Source organism: Algibacter pacificus, assembly GCF_008033385.1.
GTDB classification, from domain to species: Bacteria; Bacteroidota; Bacteroidia; order Flavobacteriales; family Flavobacteriaceae; genus Algibacter; species Algibacter pacificus.
The window spans coordinates 670,845-692,386 of sequence record NZ_VOGY01000001.1; the positions used below are offsets into that span (position 1 = coordinate 670,845).

The 21,542-nt window shown below is 32.9% G+C and carries 11 protein-coding genes; 10 read left to right on the forward strand and 1 reads right to left on the reverse strand.

Annotation, left to right across the window (positions count from 1 at the left end; all coding sequences use genetic code 11):
- Positions 1 to 248 precede the first annotated feature (248 nt).
- Complete coding sequence (locus FQU21_RS02990; protein ID WP_147676536.1) at positions 249 to 1,136, reverse strand: AraC family transcriptional regulator; 888 nt, start codon at positions 1,134 to 1,136, stop codon at positions 249 to 251.
- Positions 1,137 to 2,110: 974 nt separating this feature from the next.
- Between FQU21_RS02990 and FQU21_RS02995 the strand changes: the two genes are divergently transcribed.
- The 10 genes from FQU21_RS02995 to FQU21_RS03040 all read left to right on the forward strand — a co-directional run bounded on the left by FQU21_RS02995 (position 2,111) and on the right by FQU21_RS03040 (position 21,528).
- On the forward strand, positions 2,111 to 3,538 hold the full coding sequence (locus tag FQU21_RS02995) for a hypothetical protein (RefSeq protein WP_147676537.1): 1,428 nt from the start codon (positions 2,111 to 2,113) through the stop codon (positions 3,536 to 3,538).
- Between the two features lie 113 nt (positions 3,539 to 3,651).
- Complete coding sequence (locus tag FQU21_RS03000) at positions 3,652 to 5,226, forward strand: glycoside hydrolase (RefSeq protein WP_147676538.1); 1,575 nt, start codon at positions 3,652 to 3,654, stop codon at positions 5,224 to 5,226.
- 66 nt (positions 5,227 to 5,292) lie between these two features.
- A complete protein-coding gene (locus FQU21_RS03005; protein ID WP_246124743.1) occupies positions 5,293 to 6,849 on the forward strand; it encodes a sulfatase in 1,557 nt (518 codons plus the stop codon).
- A gap of 36 nt (positions 6,850 to 6,885) precedes the next feature.
- Positions 6,886 to 8,286 carry a sugar porter family MFS transporter gene (locus tag FQU21_RS03010; protein WP_147676540.1) on the forward strand — a complete coding sequence of 467 codons (1,401 nt, stop codon included), beginning with the start codon at positions 6,886 to 6,888 and terminating at the stop codon, positions 8,284 to 8,286.
- 16 nt (positions 8,287 to 8,302) lie between these two features.
- Positions 8,303 to 9,034: an SGNH/GDSL hydrolase family protein gene (locus FQU21_RS03015; protein ID WP_222707983.1), complete on the forward strand. Its 732-nt coding sequence runs from the start codon at positions 8,303 to 8,305 to the stop codon at positions 9,032 to 9,034.
- Between the two features lie 22 nt (positions 9,035 to 9,056).
- Positions 9,057 to 11,900, forward strand: a complete 2,844-nt coding sequence (locus FQU21_RS03020) for a sugar-binding domain-containing protein (protein ID WP_147676541.1) — start codon at positions 9,057 to 9,059, stop codon at positions 11,898 to 11,900.
- 46 nt (positions 11,901 to 11,946) lie between these two features.
- Positions 11,947 to 15,252, forward strand: coding sequence for a DUF5107 domain-containing protein (locus FQU21_RS03025; RefSeq protein WP_147676542.1), 3,306 nt, complete (start codon positions 11,947 to 11,949; stop codon positions 15,250 to 15,252).
- Positions 15,253 to 15,283: 31 nt separating this feature from the next.
- Positions 15,284 to 16,792: a sulfatase family protein gene (locus tag FQU21_RS03030; RefSeq protein ID WP_187269305.1), complete on the forward strand. Its 1,509-nt coding sequence runs from the start codon at positions 15,284 to 15,286 to the stop codon at positions 16,790 to 16,792.
- Positions 16,793 to 16,804: 12 nt separating this feature from the next.
- A complete protein-coding gene (locus tag FQU21_RS03035) occupies positions 16,805 to 18,700 on the forward strand; it encodes a sulfatase family protein (protein ID WP_147676543.1) in 1,896 nt (631 codons plus the stop codon).
- Positions 18,701 to 18,720: 20 nt separating this feature from the next.
- Positions 18,721 to 21,528 (forward strand): sugar-binding domain-containing protein, encoded by a 2,808-nt coding sequence (locus FQU21_RS03040; protein WP_147676544.1) that lies wholly within the window; start codon positions 18,721 to 18,723, stop codon positions 21,526 to 21,528.
- Positions 21,529 to 21,542: the final 14 nt, after the last annotated feature.

Genomic DNA, 21,542 nt, shown 5'->3' on the forward strand with positions numbered 1-21,542 from the left:
AACCACATGAAAATACATATAATTTGCCACTTATTTGTAGCAACTTTGCCGCGCACAGGTTAAAACAGCATTACATCTTCCATTAATACTTTTAGTTGCGCGATCTTGGCTATTATGTGTAATCGAGTTAGTTAAAATCCCTTTGGTCGTATAATAGGCTCTAAATAAATGTATATAGTGGATTAAATGGTTAATTAGAAAACAAAAAAAGAAATAATATAAAAAGTTATTATAATTTTTATCTAGATTTATTTATCTAAATTTTGTTTGTAATTTCTAGGCGATTTTCCCATAAAATTTTTAAATATTCTAGAAAAATATAAAGGGTCGTCAAAACCTATTTTAAAACTAATTTCTTTTACACTTAAATCGGTGTAATTTAAATATTCACAGGCTTTTTGTATTTTTTTTAAATTAAAAAAAACGAGTATGGGGTATCCTGTTTTTGCTTTAAATTTAGTATGCAAATAGGATTTAGAGTAATTAAATTTTGTGGCTATTTCGTCTAATGTAAAATTTTTATTTAAGTTGTTTAGCAGAAATTCTTTTACTAAATCAACCGAAGTGTCCTTTTTATTAATTTCTACAGTAGATTCAAAATCATGATAAATAAAAGAGCTAATAAAGTTTAAGCTTAACAGATTGGCATATTCTAAGTGGTTTTCTAAATAATTACTATTGAATAGGTTAAATATTTTTTCAAAACTTTCTATTTTTTCTAAAGAGAACGGCACGTTTTTATAATTTTTAGAGTGCGTTGAAGCGTACCTACCATACAGTTGCTGTGCTAATGCCCCTTTAAAATGAAACCAATAAATACTCCAAGGGCTTTTATCATCAGCTTTGTATTCATGTTTAACTTTTTTAGGAATTATAAAAAATTGATTAGGGTATATTAAATGTTTTATATTGTTTATTATTATTTCACCTTTTCCTTTTGTACAATAGATAAAAATATATTGGTTCGCACCGTTATTTCTAATTCGGTGGTGATTGTTAGCCATAGGATAGTAGCCTAAATCGCTTACATAAAAGCTTTGTGTTATTTTATTTTGTTTAATATCACTAATTATGGTTTTTGGTAAGGCAACCATTTTTTGACCAAGAAACCCTTCCTTAAGAGTAGTATTATCCATTTTTCATTATGTTTAAATTTGACACTATTTAGTTGTTTTAGTTTGTGTTGTTTTTTTTAATATAAATAAAATCTTCTAGTAGATTTTAGCTTGTTTTCTTATTTATTGAACCTATAAAATTTTTTATTTAGGCTCTAAATATAAAAATAAACATCCATGTATTTATACCGTTGGCTTAATACTTTTAATCTATTTATGATGTGTTTATGTTTTTAGTGCAATATAATAGTGATTTTTAGTTCATTTTAAATTATTAATATAAATATAGTCTTTTATAGTAATATTATCCATAGATAAGATTTTTATATCTATGTTTCTTTTTTTGTTTGATTATATATTTGAAAATAGAGGATTGTATTTGTTTTTAATTGGCTATCAATAGCAGTATTTGAGTTATAAATAAAGCTATTTCTTGGTTTTGAAAAACATGTTCTGTGTTTTGTTTCCTTACAATAAATAATAATCTATGTTTACTTGTGTACAATAGATCTTTCAGTAGGGAATATTTCTAATAGTAATATTAGGTTATAACTGAGGTGTTGTTATTAAAACATCAAAAATTAATTGATTTGATGGAGTTTATAATGATGGTTTTAGGAACAAGAGTTTCATTTCACAAATTAATTTATATATAAGTTATTTCGACGCTTCTGGTAAATATTGATTAGTGAAATAGTTTTAGAATCTTGAAGACGATGCGCTAAATGAAGATTTTGATGTTGATAGAAACATTGTATGCTTAAAGTAAAAGGTTGTGTGTTATAATTCTAGTTTTTATTAGAATATATAGATAGCGTAGGTAACTTTCTATGCAACTTACATTGATATTTTAATACGAGTGTTATTTAATATTTTGGCTTTATTAAAAAGGGTATTAGGACACAAAACATTGAATGTATAATATCTTAGATTTTACCAAAAAACTTAAGGCATTAAAAACTGCTAACTAATAATTATTAAAAATAAAATTAAACATGAAAGCACCGTTTGTAAAAATTGTTAACACGCTAGTATTTATATGCATTTTAGCATCTTGTTCTACTAATGAAACAGAGGAAAGTATCGACCCTATAATCAATGATGAAACTGATGAAACAGATGAAATTATTGTAGAGGTCGTTCCTGATGTTATTTTAACTGTAAATGCCGCAGAAAAAACGGCGATTCACCCTGAGATTTTTGGAGTTAATAACGATTGGAAACAGGTTTCAAACACCTCTTTTCCTTCCTTTGCTAATACTTTAAATACTATAGATTATAGCATTATGAGATATCCTGGAGGTTGGGAATCTGAATTTTATGAATGGGATTCTAATACAACACCAAGTTGGAACTCAGCACCAGAAAATCCAGGAGCATCAGTGAGTTCACTTAAGGCAAATGTTAGTAATTACAGTATTGTTATCCCTACGGCTGCCGCAATGGACAAAGTATTAGGTTCTGAGCAGTTTAATACCGCTTTACAGGAGTTAAAACTTACGGCAGAGAAAGCTATTAATTATGCCGGTGATCAGTTTGGTATTGTGGAAATAGGTAATGAATGGTGGTTGCAATGGGGCGGCGGCGTTGATAGAGCTGCAAAATTATCTAAATATACGCAAATAGCAATGAATTTAGCTTCGCATTTAGATGAAAAATTCCCTAATCGAAAGTTTAAATTATTGGTTAATGGCGATTATACCAAACCAGAGGAATTTTTAACCATGAAAGAACAATTCACAAAAGCCTATCAAGTTATAGATGGTGTTGCTTTACATACCTATACAGGCTACCAAACAGACACCCACAATATAAGCGATTTAGAATCTAGAATAAATGCTTGTGCTAATAATTTCAATGCAGAGAAACATTATGTTTATTTGTCCGAATGGATGCCTTCTAGAGATTACAATAATCGTGCGTTATACATGGAAGCAGCTAATATAATCCCAGATATAATTCAGATTTATGCAAGAGCAAATGCCGATGCAGCTGCATTTTGGCCACCTATAAATTCATCTATACCTGGCTTAGGACTTACTAATTGGAATTACTCAACCGTTTTTCCCGTTGGACAAATTTTTGGAGAACTTTCGCGATCGTTTAAAGGGCATGTACTAAAAACTACAGCTAACAAATTTCATGTGGCGGCGGCTTTAAACGATTCGGAGACCATAGTGGTTTTTGTTACTGGTGGTAATCAAGAAGCTGCATTGGCTGCTATTAAAATTGAAAATTTCACAATTACTTCCATAGAAAATGTAGAACGGTTTGTGCCTGATGATTACCTTGATACGAGTAAAGCGGCTAGCTACAAAACGGAAGAAGCTACAGCAGAAATAAATAAAAATAATGAAGTTGTTTTCGATATTAATAAAGAAGGAAAATATCAAATTTACAAAATAATATTAAAAGGATATTAGTAAGTAAAAGTAATATTGTCCATATTTATGCTTTTACTGTCTATTTTTATTGACGCATTTCGCCGTAAATTTGTAGACCTTAGTACTGTTATTTTTTTTAACTCAAATTTAAAATGAATCAATTTAAAATTAGAATTATACATGTTTTATTAGCATTATGCTTTATTTCTCTAATGAGTGATATGTTAAATGCTCAATCCCAGTCTTTAAATGTGGATATTAAAAATAATAATGTATTTCAATCCATAGAAGGTTTTGGGGCGTCAGATGCTTGGAGATGTCAATTTGTTGGAAAAAACTGGCCAGAAAGAAAGAAAGAAAAAATAGCAGAACTGTTATTTAGTAAAGCGTTAGATGATACTGGAAACCCAAAAGGAATAGGGCTTTCTATATGGCGTTTTTATATTGGAGCTGGTACGGCAGAACAGGGTGAAGCATCGGGCATTAAAAATGAGTGGAGACGAGCAGAATCTTTTATAGATGCTAAGGGAGAGTATAATTGGACTAAGCAAGAAGGACAGCAGTGGTTTTTAAATAAAGCAAAATTTTATGGTGTTGATAAGTTTTTAGCGTTTTCGATATCGGCTCCAGTGCAATGGACCAAAAATGGAAAAGGATATAACGGAAATAATAAGGATGGAGAAATAAACTTAAAACCAGAGCATTTTGGAGACTATTCAAGTTTTATGATTCAATTCTTAAAGCATTTTGATAATAAAGGAATAACCTTTAATTATTTAAGCCCTATAAATGAACCTCAATGGGATTGGGAAAAAAAATCGCAAGAAGGTACGCCAGCAACCAATAGCAATATTTTAGAACTTACAAAACGATTAAACCAAGGAATTGAAGCCAATAAATTATCCACAAAAATAGTATTGGGAGAAGCTGCAGATTTACGTTGGTTGTATTCTAATTATAGAAAACCAGAACGAGGAAATCAAATTGATTATTTTTTTAATAAAAAAATAGATTTAAAGCATCTTGATCATAAAATTACAGGACACAGTTACTTTACAACTTGGCCAGTAGATAGTTTAATTGATATTAGAAAAAAGTTGAATCATAAATTAAGTGAATATCCTAACCTTAATTACTGGCAAAGTGAGTTTTGTGTTCTTGAAAAAAATGATGATATAGGTGGGGGTGGTAAAAGAGATTTAGGTATGGATACAGCTTTGTATGTTGCCCGCGTTATTCATGCAGATCTAACTTTAGCCAATGCTAGTTCATGGCAATGGTGGACAGCCTTAACCATAGCGAATTTTAAGGATGGACTCATTTATCTCGATACGGGTATTGAAGGCGATATGTACAATCAAAAATCTCTACAAACCAATGGTGAATTTCACGCATCAAAACTATTGTGGGCTTTAGGTAATTATTCTCGATTTGTTAAACCTAATATGGTTCGGATAGAGGTGGCATTAAAGGATAATAAAACACTAAATGAGCAATATAAAGACTTAATGATTTCGGGTTATTTGAATAAAGAAACTTCAGAAATTACACTTGTAGTCATTAATTATAGCAATGAAAATAAAAATATAAATATTTCTGATTTTCAACTTGATAAGATGTACGTCACTTCAAAAGATAAAAATTTAGAGGCTATTTTAGTAAAATCAAAAAATATTAGTATTGAAGCAAGGTCTGTAAACACCTTGATTGGTAGTTTAAATAAGTAAAAAAAATAAAAAATGAGAATGATTAAAAAATTGTCTAGTTTAGTTTGTTGTCTTTGTTTTACAACGATGTTTTTGAATAGTTGTAAAAACAAAGATGTAGTTGTTAAAAATGAATCGGCCAAAAAGCCAAATATTGTTTTCATTTTAGCAGACGATTTAGGTGCACATGATTTAAGTTATGCAGGCAGTAAATATTACGAAACACCAAATATTGATGGTTTAGCAAACGACGGTGTGCAATTTACACAAGGTTATGCGGCATGCCAAGTATGTAGTCCTTCTAGAGCAAGTCTTATGTCTGGACAATACACAGCGCGACACGGAGTCACAGACTGGATTGGAGCGGCAACCGGAGAAAAATGGGGAGATTATTATAACACAAAAGTGATGCCTCCTGAATACAATCACGCCATTCCTGAGGATAATATTACAATAGCAGAAGCTTTAAAAACTAACGGATATAAAACCTTTTTTGCTGGTAAATGGCATTTAGGTGATGAGCCACATACACCAGAAAATAATGGATTCGAAATTAACATAGGTGGCTGGGAAGTTGGTAGCCCAAAGGGTGGATATTATGCTCCATGGTCTAACCCAAAATTAGAAGCCAAACATGATGGAGAAAACCTAACCATGCGATTAGCCAATGAAACAGCTAGTTTTATAACAGAGCATAAAGATGAACCATTTTTTGCGTTTTTATCTTTTTATGCTGTGCACGGCCCAATAGAAACAACGCAGGCTAAATGGAGTAAATATAGAAATAAAGCAGAAGCACAGGGAATTCCAGAATCTGGGTACAAAATGGAGCGTAATTTACCTATACGTACCGTTCAAGATAATCCTATTTATGCAGGCTTAATAGAATCTATGGACGACGCTGTGGGTGTGGTTTTAAAACGCTTAAAGGAACTTGGATTAGATAAAAATACCATTGTTGTTTTTACTTCAGATAATGGAGGTGTAGCTAGTGGTGATGCCTTTTCTACAACAAACTTTCCTTTACGAGGAGGTAAAGGCTACCAATGGGAAGGTGGTATTAGAGAACCATATTTAATTAAAGCGCCAATGTTAAAAAACACTCCAAAAACTATTGATTACCCGGTGTCTGGAATAGATTTTTATCCAACATTATTAGATTTGGTTGGTGCAGAAAAAGATCCAAAACAAGTAATTGATGGGGTTAGTTTAGTTCCACTTTTAGAAGGAAAAGGATTGAATACAAGACCATTATTTTGGCACTATCCGCACTACGGAAACCAAGGTGGGGAACCTGTAAGTATAATAAGAAAAGAAGCTTACAAATTAATTCACTACTGGGAAGATGGCCATGATGAGCTATATAACTTATCTCTAGATCCAGGAGAAAATCAAGACATTTCAAAAGACAATCTAGAAGTTGTAGAAAATTTAAGAACTCAGTTAGATGCATATTTAAAAAGTGTAAACGCTCGTATACCGCAACCTTATGAAAAATATGATGATGCAAAGGCAAAGCAGCGTTATAAAAGTAGAAAAAACAAAATGTTACCTAATTTAGAGAAACAGCGTAAAGATTTTTTAAAGGAAGATTTTAAACCAAACGAGGATTGGTATAACAGTAGTTTATTAACAAAAGACTAACCATCTTTAAAAAAAAATATATATCAACTAGACAATATGGAAAAAACAAAATTTAATTTCAGTTACTTGCTCTTTTTAGCTTTAGTATCTGCCATGGGAGGCTTTTTATTTGGCTACGATTGGGTGGTTATAGGCGGGGCAAAACCATTTTACGAATTATATTTTAATATAAGTGAATTACCAACGCTCCAAGGGTGGGCTATGAGTAGCGCATTAATTGGTTGTATTTTTGGTGCGGTTATTTCCGGTTTTGTAGCCGATAAATTTGGTCGTAAGTTACCTTTAATACTCTCGGCAGCATTATTTGCTCTATCCGCTTTTGGAACAGGATATGTAGATCATTTTACCCCATTTATTGTATATAGACTAATAGGAGGATTAGGAATTGGATTAGCATCAACATTGTCTCCAATGTACATTGCTGAAATTGCACCGGCAAAATACAGGGGACAGTTTGTAGCAATTAATCAGCTCACACTTGTTATTGGTATTTTGGTTGCGCAAGTAGCTAATTTTTTTATTGCAGATGCTGTGTTAGACTCTAGCACGCCAAGTATGATTCTAAACTCTTGGAATGGTCAAATGGGTTGGCGTTGGATGTTTTGGGCAGAACTTATTCCTGCAATTCTATTTTTTGCTTTAATGTTTTTAGTTCCTAAAAGCCCAAGATTTTTAATGAAAATTGAAAATAAAACTGCCGCAGAAACAGTATTAAGTAAGATAGGAGGCAAAGCTTATGCTTTAAACGAATTGGATAATATTAAAAAAACACTTCAAGAAAAGGGAAGTGCAAAAATTGCATTTGCTGATTTTAAAAATCCTAAAGTAAAGCCCATTTTAATTATAGGTATTGTTTTAGCAATATTTCAACAGTGGTGTGGTATTAATATCATTTTTAATTATGCCGATGAAATATTTACCGCAGCAGGGTATAGCGTAGGCGATATGCTTTTCAATATCGTAATAACTGGTAGTGTAAATTTAATATTCACTTTAGTCGCTATGAGAACTGTGGATAGTTGGGGACGTAGAAAATTAATGCTTTTTGGTTCGGTTGGTTTGGCTGTGGTATATGCACTTCTAGGAGGAGCTTATTATATGCAGTTTACCGGATGGCCCGTATTACTTTTGGTAATTATAGCTATTGCTATTTATTCTATGTCGTTAGCACCAATTACTTGGGTGGTATTGTCCGAAATTTTTCCAAATAAAATTCGAGGCATAGCCATGTCTATAGCAACATTTTCTTTATGGATAGCATCGTTTATTTTAACATTTACATTCCCTATTTTAAATGATGCTTTAGGAGCCTTCGGAACTTTTTGGGTTTATAGTTTTATTTGTGTCTTAGGGTTTGTGTTTATTAAAAATAAATTACCAGAAACTAAGGGTAAAAGTTTGGAAGATATAGAATTAGAACTTACTAAAGATAAATAAAAAGAAGATAAAGGTGATGTTAAAAAAGAAAATCATTTTAGGAGTGCTTTTTATGTTGTGTTTAAATTTAACACATGCACAAAAAAATAAAACACTCATAGAGGAAGAAATAGTAACCCATTATTTAGATTCTCTTAAAAAAGAATTAAAAGTAAAATGGCCCAAAAACCGTACTATTAATTTGGTGTTCCATGGGCATTCGGTACCTACGGGGTACACAACTAGAGGCGTGTTAGATAGATTACAGGCTTACCCATTTCGCACCTTAAAAAAAGTAAATGATTTTTATCCGTATGCTGTAGTCAATATTATAACAACCTCTATAGGAGGGGAGCAGGCAGCGCAAGGAGCAAAACGATTTAAGAACGATGTGTTGGTTTATAAACCCGATGTGCTTTTTATAGATTATGCTTTGAACGACAGAGGTATTGGTCTAGAAAAGGCAAAAATAGCCTGGGAGCAAATGATACAAGAAGCTCTAGCTTATGGAACAAAAGTTATTTTGTTAACACCAACCCCAGATTTAAATGAAGATATTTTTTCTTCAGATGCCAAACTGGCTATGCACAGCGAACAAATTAGGGCACTAGCTAAAAAGTATAAAGTAGGTTTAGTAGATAGCTATGCATTATTTAAAAAATTAGCAGAAACACAACCATTAATTGGCTACATGGCACAAAATAATCACATTAATCAAAAAGGGCATCAGTTTGTTGCTGATGCTATTTTCAAATATTTTAAGCTTTAACATCCAAATAAAAACAAAACAAATGATAATAAAACAAACTTTAAAAATTATTTTTTTTAGCTATTTACTTGTGATGTTCTACGCTTGTGAACATAAACAAGAGTTAAGCATAAATCTTTCTGGAGAATGGAGTTTTAAAATAGATTCTTTAGATCAAGGTGTTAAAGAACAATGGTTTCAAAAGACATGGTCAGAACATATTAATTTACCAGGTTCTATGACTGAGAATGGTTTAGGTAACGATATTACCGTAGAAACTAACTGGACAGGTAATATGTGGAATGATAGCTTATGGTATAAGGATCCTAAAATGAAAAAATACAGACAAAAAGGTAATGTAAAAGTACCTTTTTGGTTAACACCTGTAAAAGAATATAAAGGAGCAGCATGGTATCAAAAAACGGTTGATATTCCAAATTCTTGGGAAAATAAATATATCAATTTAGGGTTAGAACGTGTGCATTGGGAGTCAACAGTTTGGGTAGATGGTGAAAAAATAGATATGCAAAATAGCTTGGCAACCGCGCATAACTTTAATTTAAGTAAAATTTTAACCCCAGGCTCACATACTATATCAATTAGAATAGACAATAGAGTTAAAGATATTGATGTGGGCGTAGATGCACATAGTATTTCCGATAACACACAAAGTAACTGGAACGGTATTATTGGTAATATTGAATTAACAGCAACGTCAAACAGCCACATAGGAAATGTAAAACTATATCCAGATGTAAAAGGGAAAAAAGTAGCGGTAGTTACCCAAATTAAAAATTTTGTAGCTACTGATAATAACTACGAACTACAATTGGAGGTAAAAAGTAAAACCAATACCGATCAGGTTCTAGAAAAAACAATAAAAAAATTAACTCCAAATTCAAAAGGAGAAATTAATATAGATTTTCCTATGGGGGAAAACCCATTACTTTGGGACGAGTTTAGCCCTAATCTATATGAAATGATTTTAACCTTAAAATCATCTTCAGGAACCAATGTAAAAAGTATAGATTTTGGAATGCGAGATTTTAAAACTAAAGGTACAATTTTTACTATAAATGATAGGCCGGTGTTTTTAAGAGGTACACTAGAATGTGCTATTTTCCCATTAACAGGTTACCCACCAACCGATGTTGATTCTTGGAAAAGAATATTTAAAATTATCCAAAGCCATGGTTTAAATCATGTACGTTTTCACTCTTGGTGTCCACCAGAAGCAGCCTTTCAAGCAGCTGATGAACTAGGAGTTTATTTACAGGTAGAAGCCTCTGCTTGGACTACAATTGGAGATGGTGCTCCTGTTGATGAGTGGCTGTATAAAGAAGGTGAAGCTATTATAAATGCTTATGGTAATCATCCATCATTTGTAATGATGACCTATGGAAATGAGCCTAGTGGTAAACATCATAAAGAATATTTAAAAAATTATGTAGATCATTTTAAAACGCTAGATAATAGAAGACTTTATACAAGTGCTGCGGGATGGCCACTTATAGACAATTTAGACTATTATAACCATAAAGGTCCTAGAATTCAAGGTTGGAATCAGAATTTAGAAAGTATAATAAATAAATATCCACCACAAACAGCGTATGATTATAAAGGTTTAGTAGAAAAAACGCCAATGCCTTATGTTACTCATGAAATGGGACAGTGGTGTGTGTATCCTAATTTCAAAGAAATGTCGAAATACACAGGTGTTTTAAAACCAAAAAACTTTGAGATTTTTAAAGAAACTTTAGAAGAAAATGACATGTTAAAATTAGCCGATAGTTTTCTTTTAGCATCAGGTAAATTACAAACCTTATGCTATAAAGCAGATATTGAAGCCGATTTAAGAACCAAAAATTTAGCAGGTTTTCAATTGCTAGATTTGCATGATTTTCCTGGTCAGGGAACAGCTTTAGTTGGTGTTTTAGATCCTTTTTGGGATGAAAAAGGATATGTAACTCCTGAGGAATACAGTAAATTTTGTAATGAAACCGTTCCATTAGCGCGTTTGGAAAAGCGTATTTTTAAAAATTCCGATTCCTTAAAAGCATCTATTGAAGTAGCTCATTTTGGAGCAAAACCATTAAACAACGTGACTCCATCTTGGACCTTAACAAAAGTAGATGGTAGTGTTTTTGCTAAAGGAAATTTTAATGAAACGAACATTCAATTAGGAAATGGTATAGCATTAGGGCAATTAAATGTACCTCTAAATAAGGTTAATAAAGCCTTAAAACTAACATTGGCAGTTCAAGTAGAACGCTTTGAAAATACTTGGGACGTTTGGGTATATCCTTCTAAGGAAACTAAAATTGAAAATGAAAGTAATATTAAAGTGGTTAACACTTTGGATAATAATACTATCGATTATCTTGAACAAGGAGGTAAAGTACTTTTAAACATTACTAAAGGAGACATTGCAGCAGACAAAGGCGGGGACATTGGAATTGGTTTTTCTAGTATTTTTTGGAATACATCTTGGACTAATGGACAAAAACCACACACCTTAGGTATTTTGTGCAATCCGCAGCATCCTGCTTTAGCTCATTTCCCTACAGAATATCATTCTAACTGGCAGTGGTGGGATGCTATGAGCAATTCAAACGCGATTATTTTAAACGATTTTCCAAAAGAAATAACACCTGTTGTTAGAGTTATTGATGATTGGTTTCAAAATAGAAAAACGGCTTTAATTTTCGAAGTTAAAGTAGGGAAAGGAAGTTTATTGATTTCAGGAATAGATTTACATACTAATATTGAAAATAGACTGGAAGCTAAACAATTACTTTTTAGTTTAAAATCCTATATGGCGAGTGATAAATTTGAGCCTAAAATTGACGTGAATTTAAAGACAATAAAAGCACTATTTAAAAAATAAAACATATTTAAAAATCTGCAATTTTTAGCAGACAAAAACATAGACTATGAAGACTGTAAAAGCTTGGAAAGAAAAAGTAGTGATACCTACTTACGAAGTTGGAAAACCAGAAAAATATCCTGTTTTTTTAGATAAACGGGTGTATCAAGCAAGTTGTGGTGCCGTATATCCGCACCCAGTAATAGAAACCATGAGTGATACCAAAGTAGATAAAGAATGGGAAGCTATTTTTATCGAAAATAAGTATATTAAAATTATGGTTTTACCTGCTTTAGGAGGTAGAATTCAAAGGGCCTACGATAAAATTAGAAAACGTGATTTTGTTTATTATAACCACGTTATAAAACCTGCGTTAGTAGGCTTAACTGGTCCATGGATTTCTGGAGGTATTGAGTTTAATTGGCCTCAACACCATAGACCAAGCACCTATGATCCAACCGATTTTTATATAGAAGAGAATGCAGATGGTAGTAAAACCATTTGGGTTAGCGAGTTAGAGCGTATGTTCCGTACAAAAGGAATGGCTGGCTTTACTTTACATCCTGATAAAGCTTATATAGAAATTAAAGCACAACTTTATAACAGGACACCACACCCCCAAACTTTTCTTTGGTGGGCTAATCCTGCAGTAGCGGTTAACGACCATTATCAGTCCGTATTTCCACCAGATGTAAATGCCGTTTTCGATCACGGTAAGCGCGATGTATCCGAATTTCCAATTGCAAAAGGTGAATATTATAAAATTGATTATTCGCCAGGTACCGATATTTCAAACTATAAAAATATTCCGGTACCAACAAGTTATATGGCAATAAATTCTGAATATGATTTTGTTGGAGGTTACGAAAATGATTCTAAAGGAGGTTTGCTTCATATTGCAGACCACAATGTATCTCCAGGAAAAAAACAATGGACTTGGGGTAACGGCGATTTTGGTAGAGCATGGGACCGAAATTTAACAGACGAGGATGGACCATATATCGAGTTAATGTGTGGGGTTTACACCGATAATCAACCAGATTTTGCTTGGATGCACCCTTATGAAGAGAAAAGTTTTAAACAATATTTTATGCCCTACTACAATGTGGGAGTGGTAAAAAATGCTACTAAAGAGGCGCTTGTAAACCTTGAAATTGTAGATGGTAAGGCGTTAGTAAAAGTCTATGTAACTTCAGATTATAATAACGCTATAATTGCGTTAAAAGGAAAACATGGTGAGCTATTTGAAGCGAAGGCTAATTTGTCTCCAGAAAATGGTTTTGAAGAATTAGTAGAACTTAATGGTTCTAATTATGCAGATTTAAAAATATCTGTTTCAGATCAATCTGGGAATACCTTAGTCGCGTGGGAAACCGATAAAAAAGTATCATCCGAAATACCAGAACCGGCAAAAGCAGCCAAAGAACCAAAAGATATTGAAACCGTAGAAGGACTATATTTACAAGGATTGCATTTAGAACAATACCGACATGCTACCTTTAGCCCAATAGATTATTATGAGGAAGGTTTAAAAAGAGCTCCTGGCGATGTGCGATGCAATAACGCTATGGGATTATTAAATTTAAGAAAAGGACAGTTAGAAAAAGCTGTTGTTTATTTTGATAAAGCTATTGATACACTCCTTAGCCATAACCCAAACCCTTATGATGGTGAACCTTTATTTAATAAAGGTATGGCACTCCGGTTTTTAGGTGAAACGGATAAGGCTTATGCTAGTTTCTTTAAAGCATGTTGGAATGCACAATGGCAAGATGCAGGCTACTTTAATTTAGCTCAAATAGATTGTTTACGTGGCGATCTAGTAAAAGCATTAGATTTGATTGATCGAGCTCTAATTAAAAATTGGCATAACCACAAGGCGAGACATTTAAAAATTGTTATTCTAAGAAAATCTGGGCAACTAGATGCAGCAAAAAAACTAGTTGAAGAATCCTTAGCTATCGATAAATTTAATTTTGGTGTATTATACGAGCGTTATTTGTTATCAGAAAAACAAGAAGACTTAGATACGTTTAAAGCATTAATTAGAGATTATGCTCATAATTATATCGAGTTTTCTTTAGATTATGCAGCAGCTGGAGAATTTAACGAAGCTATTTCAATATTAAAAGCGCATACAGAGGATAAAACCGAGGTGTACCCAATGATACACTATTTTATGGGATGGTATTTTGATCAAAATGGAGATGCAGAACAAGCTTTGGCTTGCTACAAAAAAGCATCAACAATGCCAGATACCTATTGCTTTCCAAATAAGATAGAAGAAGTATTAGCGCTACAAGCAGCTTGTAAAGCAAACCCAACCGATGCGAAAGCATACTATTATCTTGGCAATTTTTGGTATGCATCTAAGCAATATTTCGAAGCTCAAGAATGTATAGAAATGTCTGTGAAATTAGATGATACTTTTGCTATAGCGCATCGTAATTTAGCTTTACTTTATTACAATAAAACAAACCAAAAAGATAAAGCGAAAGAGCATTTAGAAATCGCATTTAAGTTAGATTCTACAGATGCGAGATTATTAATGGAGCTAGATCAATTATATAAAAAAATAAATGTACCTGTAGACGTTCGATTAGAGCTTTTAGAAAAGTATGAACATTTAACAAATTCAAGAGACGATTTATACCTTGAACGCATTGCCTTATATAATATGAAAGGTAATTTTGAACGAGCTGAAACCTTATTAAATAACCGCCAATTTCACCCTTGGGAAGGTGGCGAAGGTAAAGTGCCATTTCAATATTTAACCGTTCAAGTAGAATTGGCTAAACAATATATAGGTAATGGGGATTTTCAAAAAGCAATTCAATATTTAGAACAAGCACAAATATACCCTCATAATTTAGGTGAAGGTAAATTACATGGAACACAAGAAAATGATATCCATTATTGGTTAGGTTGTGCTTATGAAGGTTTGGGAGAGCAAGAATTGGCTAAGCAGTTTTTTGAGAAAGCCTCAGAAGGTTTAAGTGATCCAAGTCCAGCTATTTTTTATAATGACCAGCAACCCGATAAAATCTTTTATCAAGGATTGGCATTACAAAAATTAAATAGATGTAGTGAAGCTAAAACCCGTTTCGAAAATTTATTAAATTACGGTATAGCCCACATGAATGATGATGTAAAACTCGATTATTTTGCTATTTCATTACCCGATTTATTAATTTGGGAAGAAGATTTAAATATAATTAATCAAATTCATTGTAACTATTTAATTGGATTAGGGCAGCTCGGGTTAGGGCAACAACAAGAAGCCATTAAAACTTTTGGTAAAGTAACCGAAAGGGCTTTTCATTTACCAGCCCATATTCATGCCAATTTAGAAGTGAGTTTTGTTAATAGCTAAAACTTACTGTCCATAATAAAACATAATAAAGATGAGATTAATAGCAAAAAGATTACTATTTGTAATTATGTTGATGATATTTAATATTGGGATGGCTCAAAATAGCGATCCCAATATAGTCATCATTTATGTAGATGATTTAGGTTATGGAGATATTGGGGTTAATGGTGCCATTGGGGTTAAAACACCACATGTAGATGCTTTAGCTAAAAATGGTTTAAACTTTACAGATGCTCATAGTTCTTCTGCTACATGTACACCATCACGCTATTCATTGCTTACTGGCAGTTATGCGTTTAGAAATAATGCCGCTATATTAGAAGGTGATGCTCCTTTAATTATAGATCCAAAACAGGAAACTTTACCAAGCATGCTGCAGAAAGCTGGTTATAAAACAGGGGTTGTTGGTAAATGGCACTTAGGACTCGGGAATGGTAAAATAAATTGGAATACGCGAGTTTCGCCAGGACCCAAAGAAGTTGGGTTTGACTATAGTTTTTTAATACCGGCAACGGGCGATAGAACACCTTGTGTATATTTAGAAAATCAAGAAGTGGTTGGCTTAGATTTAGCAGATCCTATTACGGTAAGTTATGGAACAAAAATAGATAGTTACCCTTTAGGTCGTGAACATCCAGAAATGTTAAAAATGCATACAGATCCCTATCATCAAGGAGCTATTATAAATGGTATTAGCCGTATTGGTTACATGAATGGTGGAAAGGATGCTTTATGGATCGATGAAGATATTCCTTTTGTTCTTACAGATAAAGCCAATGCCTTTATTGAGGAAAATAAATCTGATAAATTCTTTTTATATTTTTCATTACACGATATTCATCAACCCAGAGTAGCGAATATTAAATTTGTTGAAAGTAGTACCATGGGACCGCGAGGAGATGTTATTGCACAAATGGATTGGTGTGTAGGGCAAATTACCGAGCAATTAAAAAAAGCCAATCTTTTAGAAAATACCTTAATTATATTTACTAGCGATAATGGGCCTATTTTAGATGATGGTTATTTAGATTACGCTATAGAATTATTAGGTAAACATAAACCTGCCGGTCCATTCAAAGGTGCAAAATACTCTATTTATGAAGCAGGTACACGTATGCCAACTATAGTGCATTGGCCTAAAGAAGTTAAAGCAGGAACTACCAGTTCTGCTTTATTATCACAAGTAGATTTGTTTGCGTCACTAGCAAGTTTAGTGGGCGAAAAAACAAAAAAAGGTACAGCTCCAGATAGTAAAAACTTAATAAACACTTGGTTAGGAAAAACGCAACAAGGGCGTGAATTTTTACTTGAAGAAGCTTATACTTTTGGCTTAAGAAAAGGGAAATGGAAGTACATTAAACCTAAAAATAAAGCCATCCCAAAATGGATAGAGGATAAATTTGTAGATCCAGGATTTAGAAAAGAAGTTCAGTTGTTTAATTTAGAAGTAGATCCTTCTGAAAATAATAATGTTTATAAAGAACATCCAGAAATAGTTGAAATAATGGAAAAAGAAATGGCTAAAATTTTCAAAAAATAATATAAACCATTTATGAAACCTTTGTCCCTTGCTGTTGCGTTTTTGTTTTGTATAAATAGTATTTATGCCCAAGTAAAACCAAATATTTTGTGGATTACTATTGAAGATACTTCGCCACAGTTTATTGGTTGTTATGGTAATAAGGATGCTAGTACACCAGTTATTGATAAATTGGCTAAGGAAGGCATCCGTTTTACAAATGCATTTTCAACAGGTACCGTTTGCTCTTCCAGCAGATCTACAATTATTACAGGGGTTCCAACATATAAAATGGGTACCGGAAATCATAGAAGCAATTTCCCAATTCCTAAATTTATTAAAGGTTTTCCGCATTATTTAAAAGCACAAGGCTACTACACATCTAATAATGTTAAAACCGATTATAATATTGCTAAAGAAAAAGATTTTATAAGAGAAACTTGGAACCAAAGTTCAAACACGGCCAGTTGGAAAAATAGAAATAAAGAACAACCTTTTTTCTCCGTATTTAATTTTGCAGAATCTCATCAATCCAGAACCATGAGTATGCCTTTTGAATGGTATGAGAAAAACGTTTGGAACCAGCTTAGTGAATATGATAAAATAGCAGACCATGCATTTAAAATGCCTCCGTTTTATAAGGATACACCACAAATGCGTAAGCAATTTGCACGAGTGTATAACGCTATTAAACTTACAGATAATAAAATAGGCCAACTTTTAAAAAAGCTAGAAGATGAAAATTTAAAAGAAAATACCATTATTTTCTTTTTTGCCGATCATGGCGAGGGCATACCAAGAGCTAAAACTAACGGCATTAACTTAGGATATCGTGTACCTTTAGTAATTTGGTTTCCAGAAAAATTTAAGCATTTGTCTCCATGGGGTAAAGCAGGAACAGTAAGTGAAGAACTTATTACTTTTGAAGATTTAGCACCAACCATTATAAGCATGACTGGTGGGCATATTCCAGAATACCTTAAAGGGCGAATTTTAATTGGAGACAATCGATCAAAAGAAAAAAAATATGTATTGCTGTCTTCAGATCGTGCAGATAATGGTATAGATTTAACTAGAACCATTACAGACGGCCGTTTTGTGTATTCTCGAAATTTTATGCCTTTTATGCCAGAAATGCGGTATATCCGATATATAGAAATGGCAGATATAACTAAGCACATGCGATCCGATTTTAAAAATAATAAATTAAATACATTACAAAAAAGTATTTTTAAGCCACGTCCAGCAGAAGTGCTTTATGATATTAAAAATGATATTTGGGAAACTAAAAACTTGGTAGGTAATCCGGAATATAAAGATGTGTTAATTACCATGAGAAATCAATTAAACAAGGAGATCCATAAAATTCGAGATGCTCACTTTATGCCAGAATACCAAATAGAATTAGTTTCTAAAACCCAAACGGTTTATGAGTATCGATTAGATAAGGATAAGTATCCTTTTAAAAACATTTATGAAGCCGCCAATTTATCAGGAAAACAAGGTGAAAATGTAGCAAAAGCACAACTAAAACTCTTAAAAAAAACCAATAATATTGAAAGATATTGGGGCGCAGTTGGTTTGTTGAGTCAAAATAAATCCTCAATAGTCAGTTTTAAGAGTGAACTGATAAAAGGTTTAGATGATGAATATCCGCCAGTAGCAATAACTGTAGCGGCTATTTTATATAAACATTTTAAAAACCACAAAGCAATGCAGGTCCTTAGTCAGTTTTGCCAGAATGATAATATGGATTTGGCGTTAATGGCAATTAACTACCTGCTATATGAAGATAATAAAGCACCATTTATAGACATTATTAAGGCGGTCCATAAAGCTCCTAAAAGCAATTACAATGTAAAGGCAGCAAGTATGGATTTTTTAGAAATAATGAAAATAGAAGAATATCGTAGTGCTACCAAACATTAATAAATTTAAACAATATAAATATGAAGCTTTTTCGTTTTTTTTGGATTACAGTAATATCCCTTTCTTTATTTAGTAGTTGTAACTCTTCAAAAATAGAAAGCCTTTCCGTGGCAGGTCTATGGGAGGTGAAATTAGATTCTACTAATATAGGAATTACTAATAAATGGGCTAGTAGCAAATTTACGGGTACACCAATTAATTTGCCAGGAACTTTAGATGATGCGGGTTTAGGAAAACCAAACACGTTAAAGCCTGAAATTAATAATTATGTGATGTCTAATTTAACCAGAAAACATCAATATATTGGTAAAGCATGGTATCAAAAGGAAATTGAAATTCCCCAAAATTGGAATAACAAATCCATTACGTTAAGTTTAGAACGTGTAATATGGGAATCTTCTGTGTTTGTTGATGGCCAGCACGTTAATACAGCCAATAGCCTTGTTGGAAGCCATGATTACGATTTAACAAAATATTTAACTCCAGGTAAACACCTATTAACGATATGCATTGATAACTCTAATAAATATCCATTAATTAATGTAGCAGGAACAAAATACCCAGATGTTGTTAATCAAGATATGGCACATGCTTACACCAACCATACGCAAATAAAATGGAATGGTATTTTAGGCAATATATTATTAAAAGCTTCAAGTAATAAGGAGCCTGAAAACCTTCAGGTATATCCAAATATAGAAAATAGTACTTTAAAAATAGCTTTTAATCAAGCGGTACCATTAGATGAAAATATGCAATGTGTTATTACATCAGCTAAAGGAGAGGTCGTGTTCGATGAAATAATAACTAATTCCAAAAATGAAAATATCAGCATTAGTTTTCAAATAGATACTCCAGAGTCATTAGAGTTTTGGGATGAGTTTAATCCAGCACTATACACTCTAAAAATTACAACCAACACAGGAACTATAAAAACACGTTTTGGATATAAAGGACTATCAAATAATAATGGAAATTTAACTCTAAATGGTAAGCGTATTTTTCTTCGTGGTAATTTAGAGTGTGTTATTTTTCCTTTAACAGGTTATCCTCCAATGGAAAAATCAGACTGGGCAACCTTAATAAAACAAGCAAAGGCTTACGGATTAAATCATTTACGCTTTCACTCTTGGTGTCCTCCTAAAGCCGCTTTTGATGCTGCAGACGAAGCCGGATTTTACTGCCAAGTGGAGTTACCACATTGGAGCTTAAAAGTAGGGAAAGATGAAAACACCACAGCGTTTTTAAAGGCGGAAGCCGATAAAATAATTAAAGACTATGGAAATCATCCTTCATTTCTTTTTATGGCTATGGGTAATGAATTACAAGGTAATGCAGAGGTGCTTAATCAAATGGTATCAGATTTAAAAGGAAAAGATAACCGCCACTTGTACGCTACTACCGCATTTTCATTTCAAAGACCTATGGGTACAAGACCAGAACCAGAAGATGAATTTTTTATTACGCAATGGACAAACAAAGGTTGGGTGCGCGGACAAGGTATTTTTAATGATAAACCACCACATTTTGATGCTGACTATACATCTGCTAGCGGCCATATTGAAATTCCTTTAATTTCGCATGAAATTGGGCAATACTCGGTATATCCAGATATGGCTGAAATTGAAAAATATACAGGTGTGCTGGATCCACTTAACTTTAAAGCGGTTAAGTTAGAATTGGAAAAGAAAGGTTTAATTGATTTAGCCCCAGACTTTACTTATAATTCAGGTAAATTAGCCGCGTTATTATACAAAGAAGAAATTGAACGCGCATTAAAAACACCAAGTTTTGATGGTTTTCAATTATTACAACTTCAAGATTTTCCAGGGCAAGGAACAGCTTTAGTGGGATTACTTAATGCCTTTTGGCAATCTAAAGGGGTTATTTCCGCAGAAGAATTTAGTCAATTTAATAGTGAATTGGTCCCGTTACTAAGGTTTAAAAAAGCAGTTTATCAGTCTGGTGAAGCCTTTCAAGCTTCGGTAGAAATAGCTAATTTTTTTAAAGATATAGAGAACCAAACTATCGATTGGAGTATTACTGATGATGCTGGTGCGGTTGTAAAAAAAGGTGTTTTAGATCATATAGATTTAACTATAGGTAACAATGTAGACTTAGGTGTTATTCATTGTCCTTTAGATACCGAAATAGCTAAAAGGCTAACAGTAACTGTGAGTTTGCCAGGCACAAAATATAAAAATAGCTGGCATATTTGGGTGTATCCAAAAACCGTTTCTACAGCATCAACCGATGTTCTCGTTACATCTTCTTTTCAAGAAGCATCAAACGCATTAGATAACGGAAAAACCGTGTTGCTAAATCCCGATTATAAAGCGCTACAAGGTACAACAGGACGTTTTGTACCTGTTTTTTGGAGCCCTGTACATTTTCCCGATCAGCCTGCAACAATGGGAATTATGGTAAATGAAGCGCATGCTGCTTTTAATCATTTTCCAACAAGTTCGCATACCGACTGGCAATGGTGGGACTTATGTATAAAATCAAAATCTGTAGTTATAGACTCCTTGGCCGTAACACCAATAGTTCGAGTGATAGATAATTTTGTAACCAACCACCATCTGTCTAATGTGTTTGAAGCTAATGTAGGGCAAGGTAAGCTAGTGTTTTCGGCTATAGATTTAACTACAGATTTAAGCAATAGGCCAGTAGCGAGACAATTGAGATATAGCCTACTGGAGTACATGAAAAGCGATAACTTTAATCCATCTAAAACCATAATAATGAAGGATCTAGAACAAATAAAGATTAAAGGTAAAAGTAGCACGTTTTCTGCAGAAGACGTTTATAGCAGCGGATACAATTAATAATAAACACCATG

Bases quoted from the DNA above. Each gene is read 5' to 3' on its own strand.
- FQU21_RS02995 (WP_147676537.1), top strand. From the start codon at position 2,111: ATGAAAGCACCGTTTGTAAAAATTGTTAACACGCTAGTATTTATATGC.
- FQU21_RS03040 (WP_147676544.1), top strand. From the start codon at position 18,721: ATGAAGCTTTTTCGTTTTTTTTGGATTACAGTAATATCCCTTTCTTTA.
- FQU21_RS03010 (WP_147676540.1), top strand. From the start codon at position 6,886: ATGGAAAAAACAAAATTTAATTTCAGTTACTTGCTCTTTTTAGCTTTA.
- FQU21_RS03035 (WP_147676543.1), top strand. From the start codon at position 16,805: ATGAAACCTTTGTCCCTTGCTGTTGCGTTTTTGTTTTGTATAAATAGT.
- FQU21_RS03020 (WP_147676541.1), top strand. From the start codon at position 9,057: ATGATAATAAAACAAACTTTAAAAATTATTTTTTTTAGCTATTTACTT.
- FQU21_RS03025 (WP_147676542.1), top strand. From the start codon at position 11,947: ATGAAGACTGTAAAAGCTTGGAAAGAAAAAGTAGTGATACCTACTTAC.
- FQU21_RS03015 (WP_222707983.1), top strand. From the start codon at position 8,303: ATGTTAAAAAAGAAAATCATTTTAGGAGTGCTTTTTATGTTGTGTTTA.
- FQU21_RS02990 (WP_147676536.1), bottom strand. From the start codon at position 1,136: ATGGATAATACTACTCTTAAGGAAGGGTTTCTTGGTCAAAAAATGGTT.
- FQU21_RS03030 (WP_187269305.1), top strand. From the start codon at position 15,284: ATGAGATTAATAGCAAAAAGATTACTATTTGTAATTATGTTGATGATA.
- FQU21_RS03005 (WP_246124743.1), top strand. From the start codon at position 5,293: ATGTTTTTGAATAGTTGTAAAAACAAAGATGTAGTTGTTAAAAATGAA.
- FQU21_RS03000 (WP_147676538.1), top strand. From the start codon at position 3,652: ATGAATCAATTTAAAATTAGAATTATACATGTTTTATTAGCATTATGC.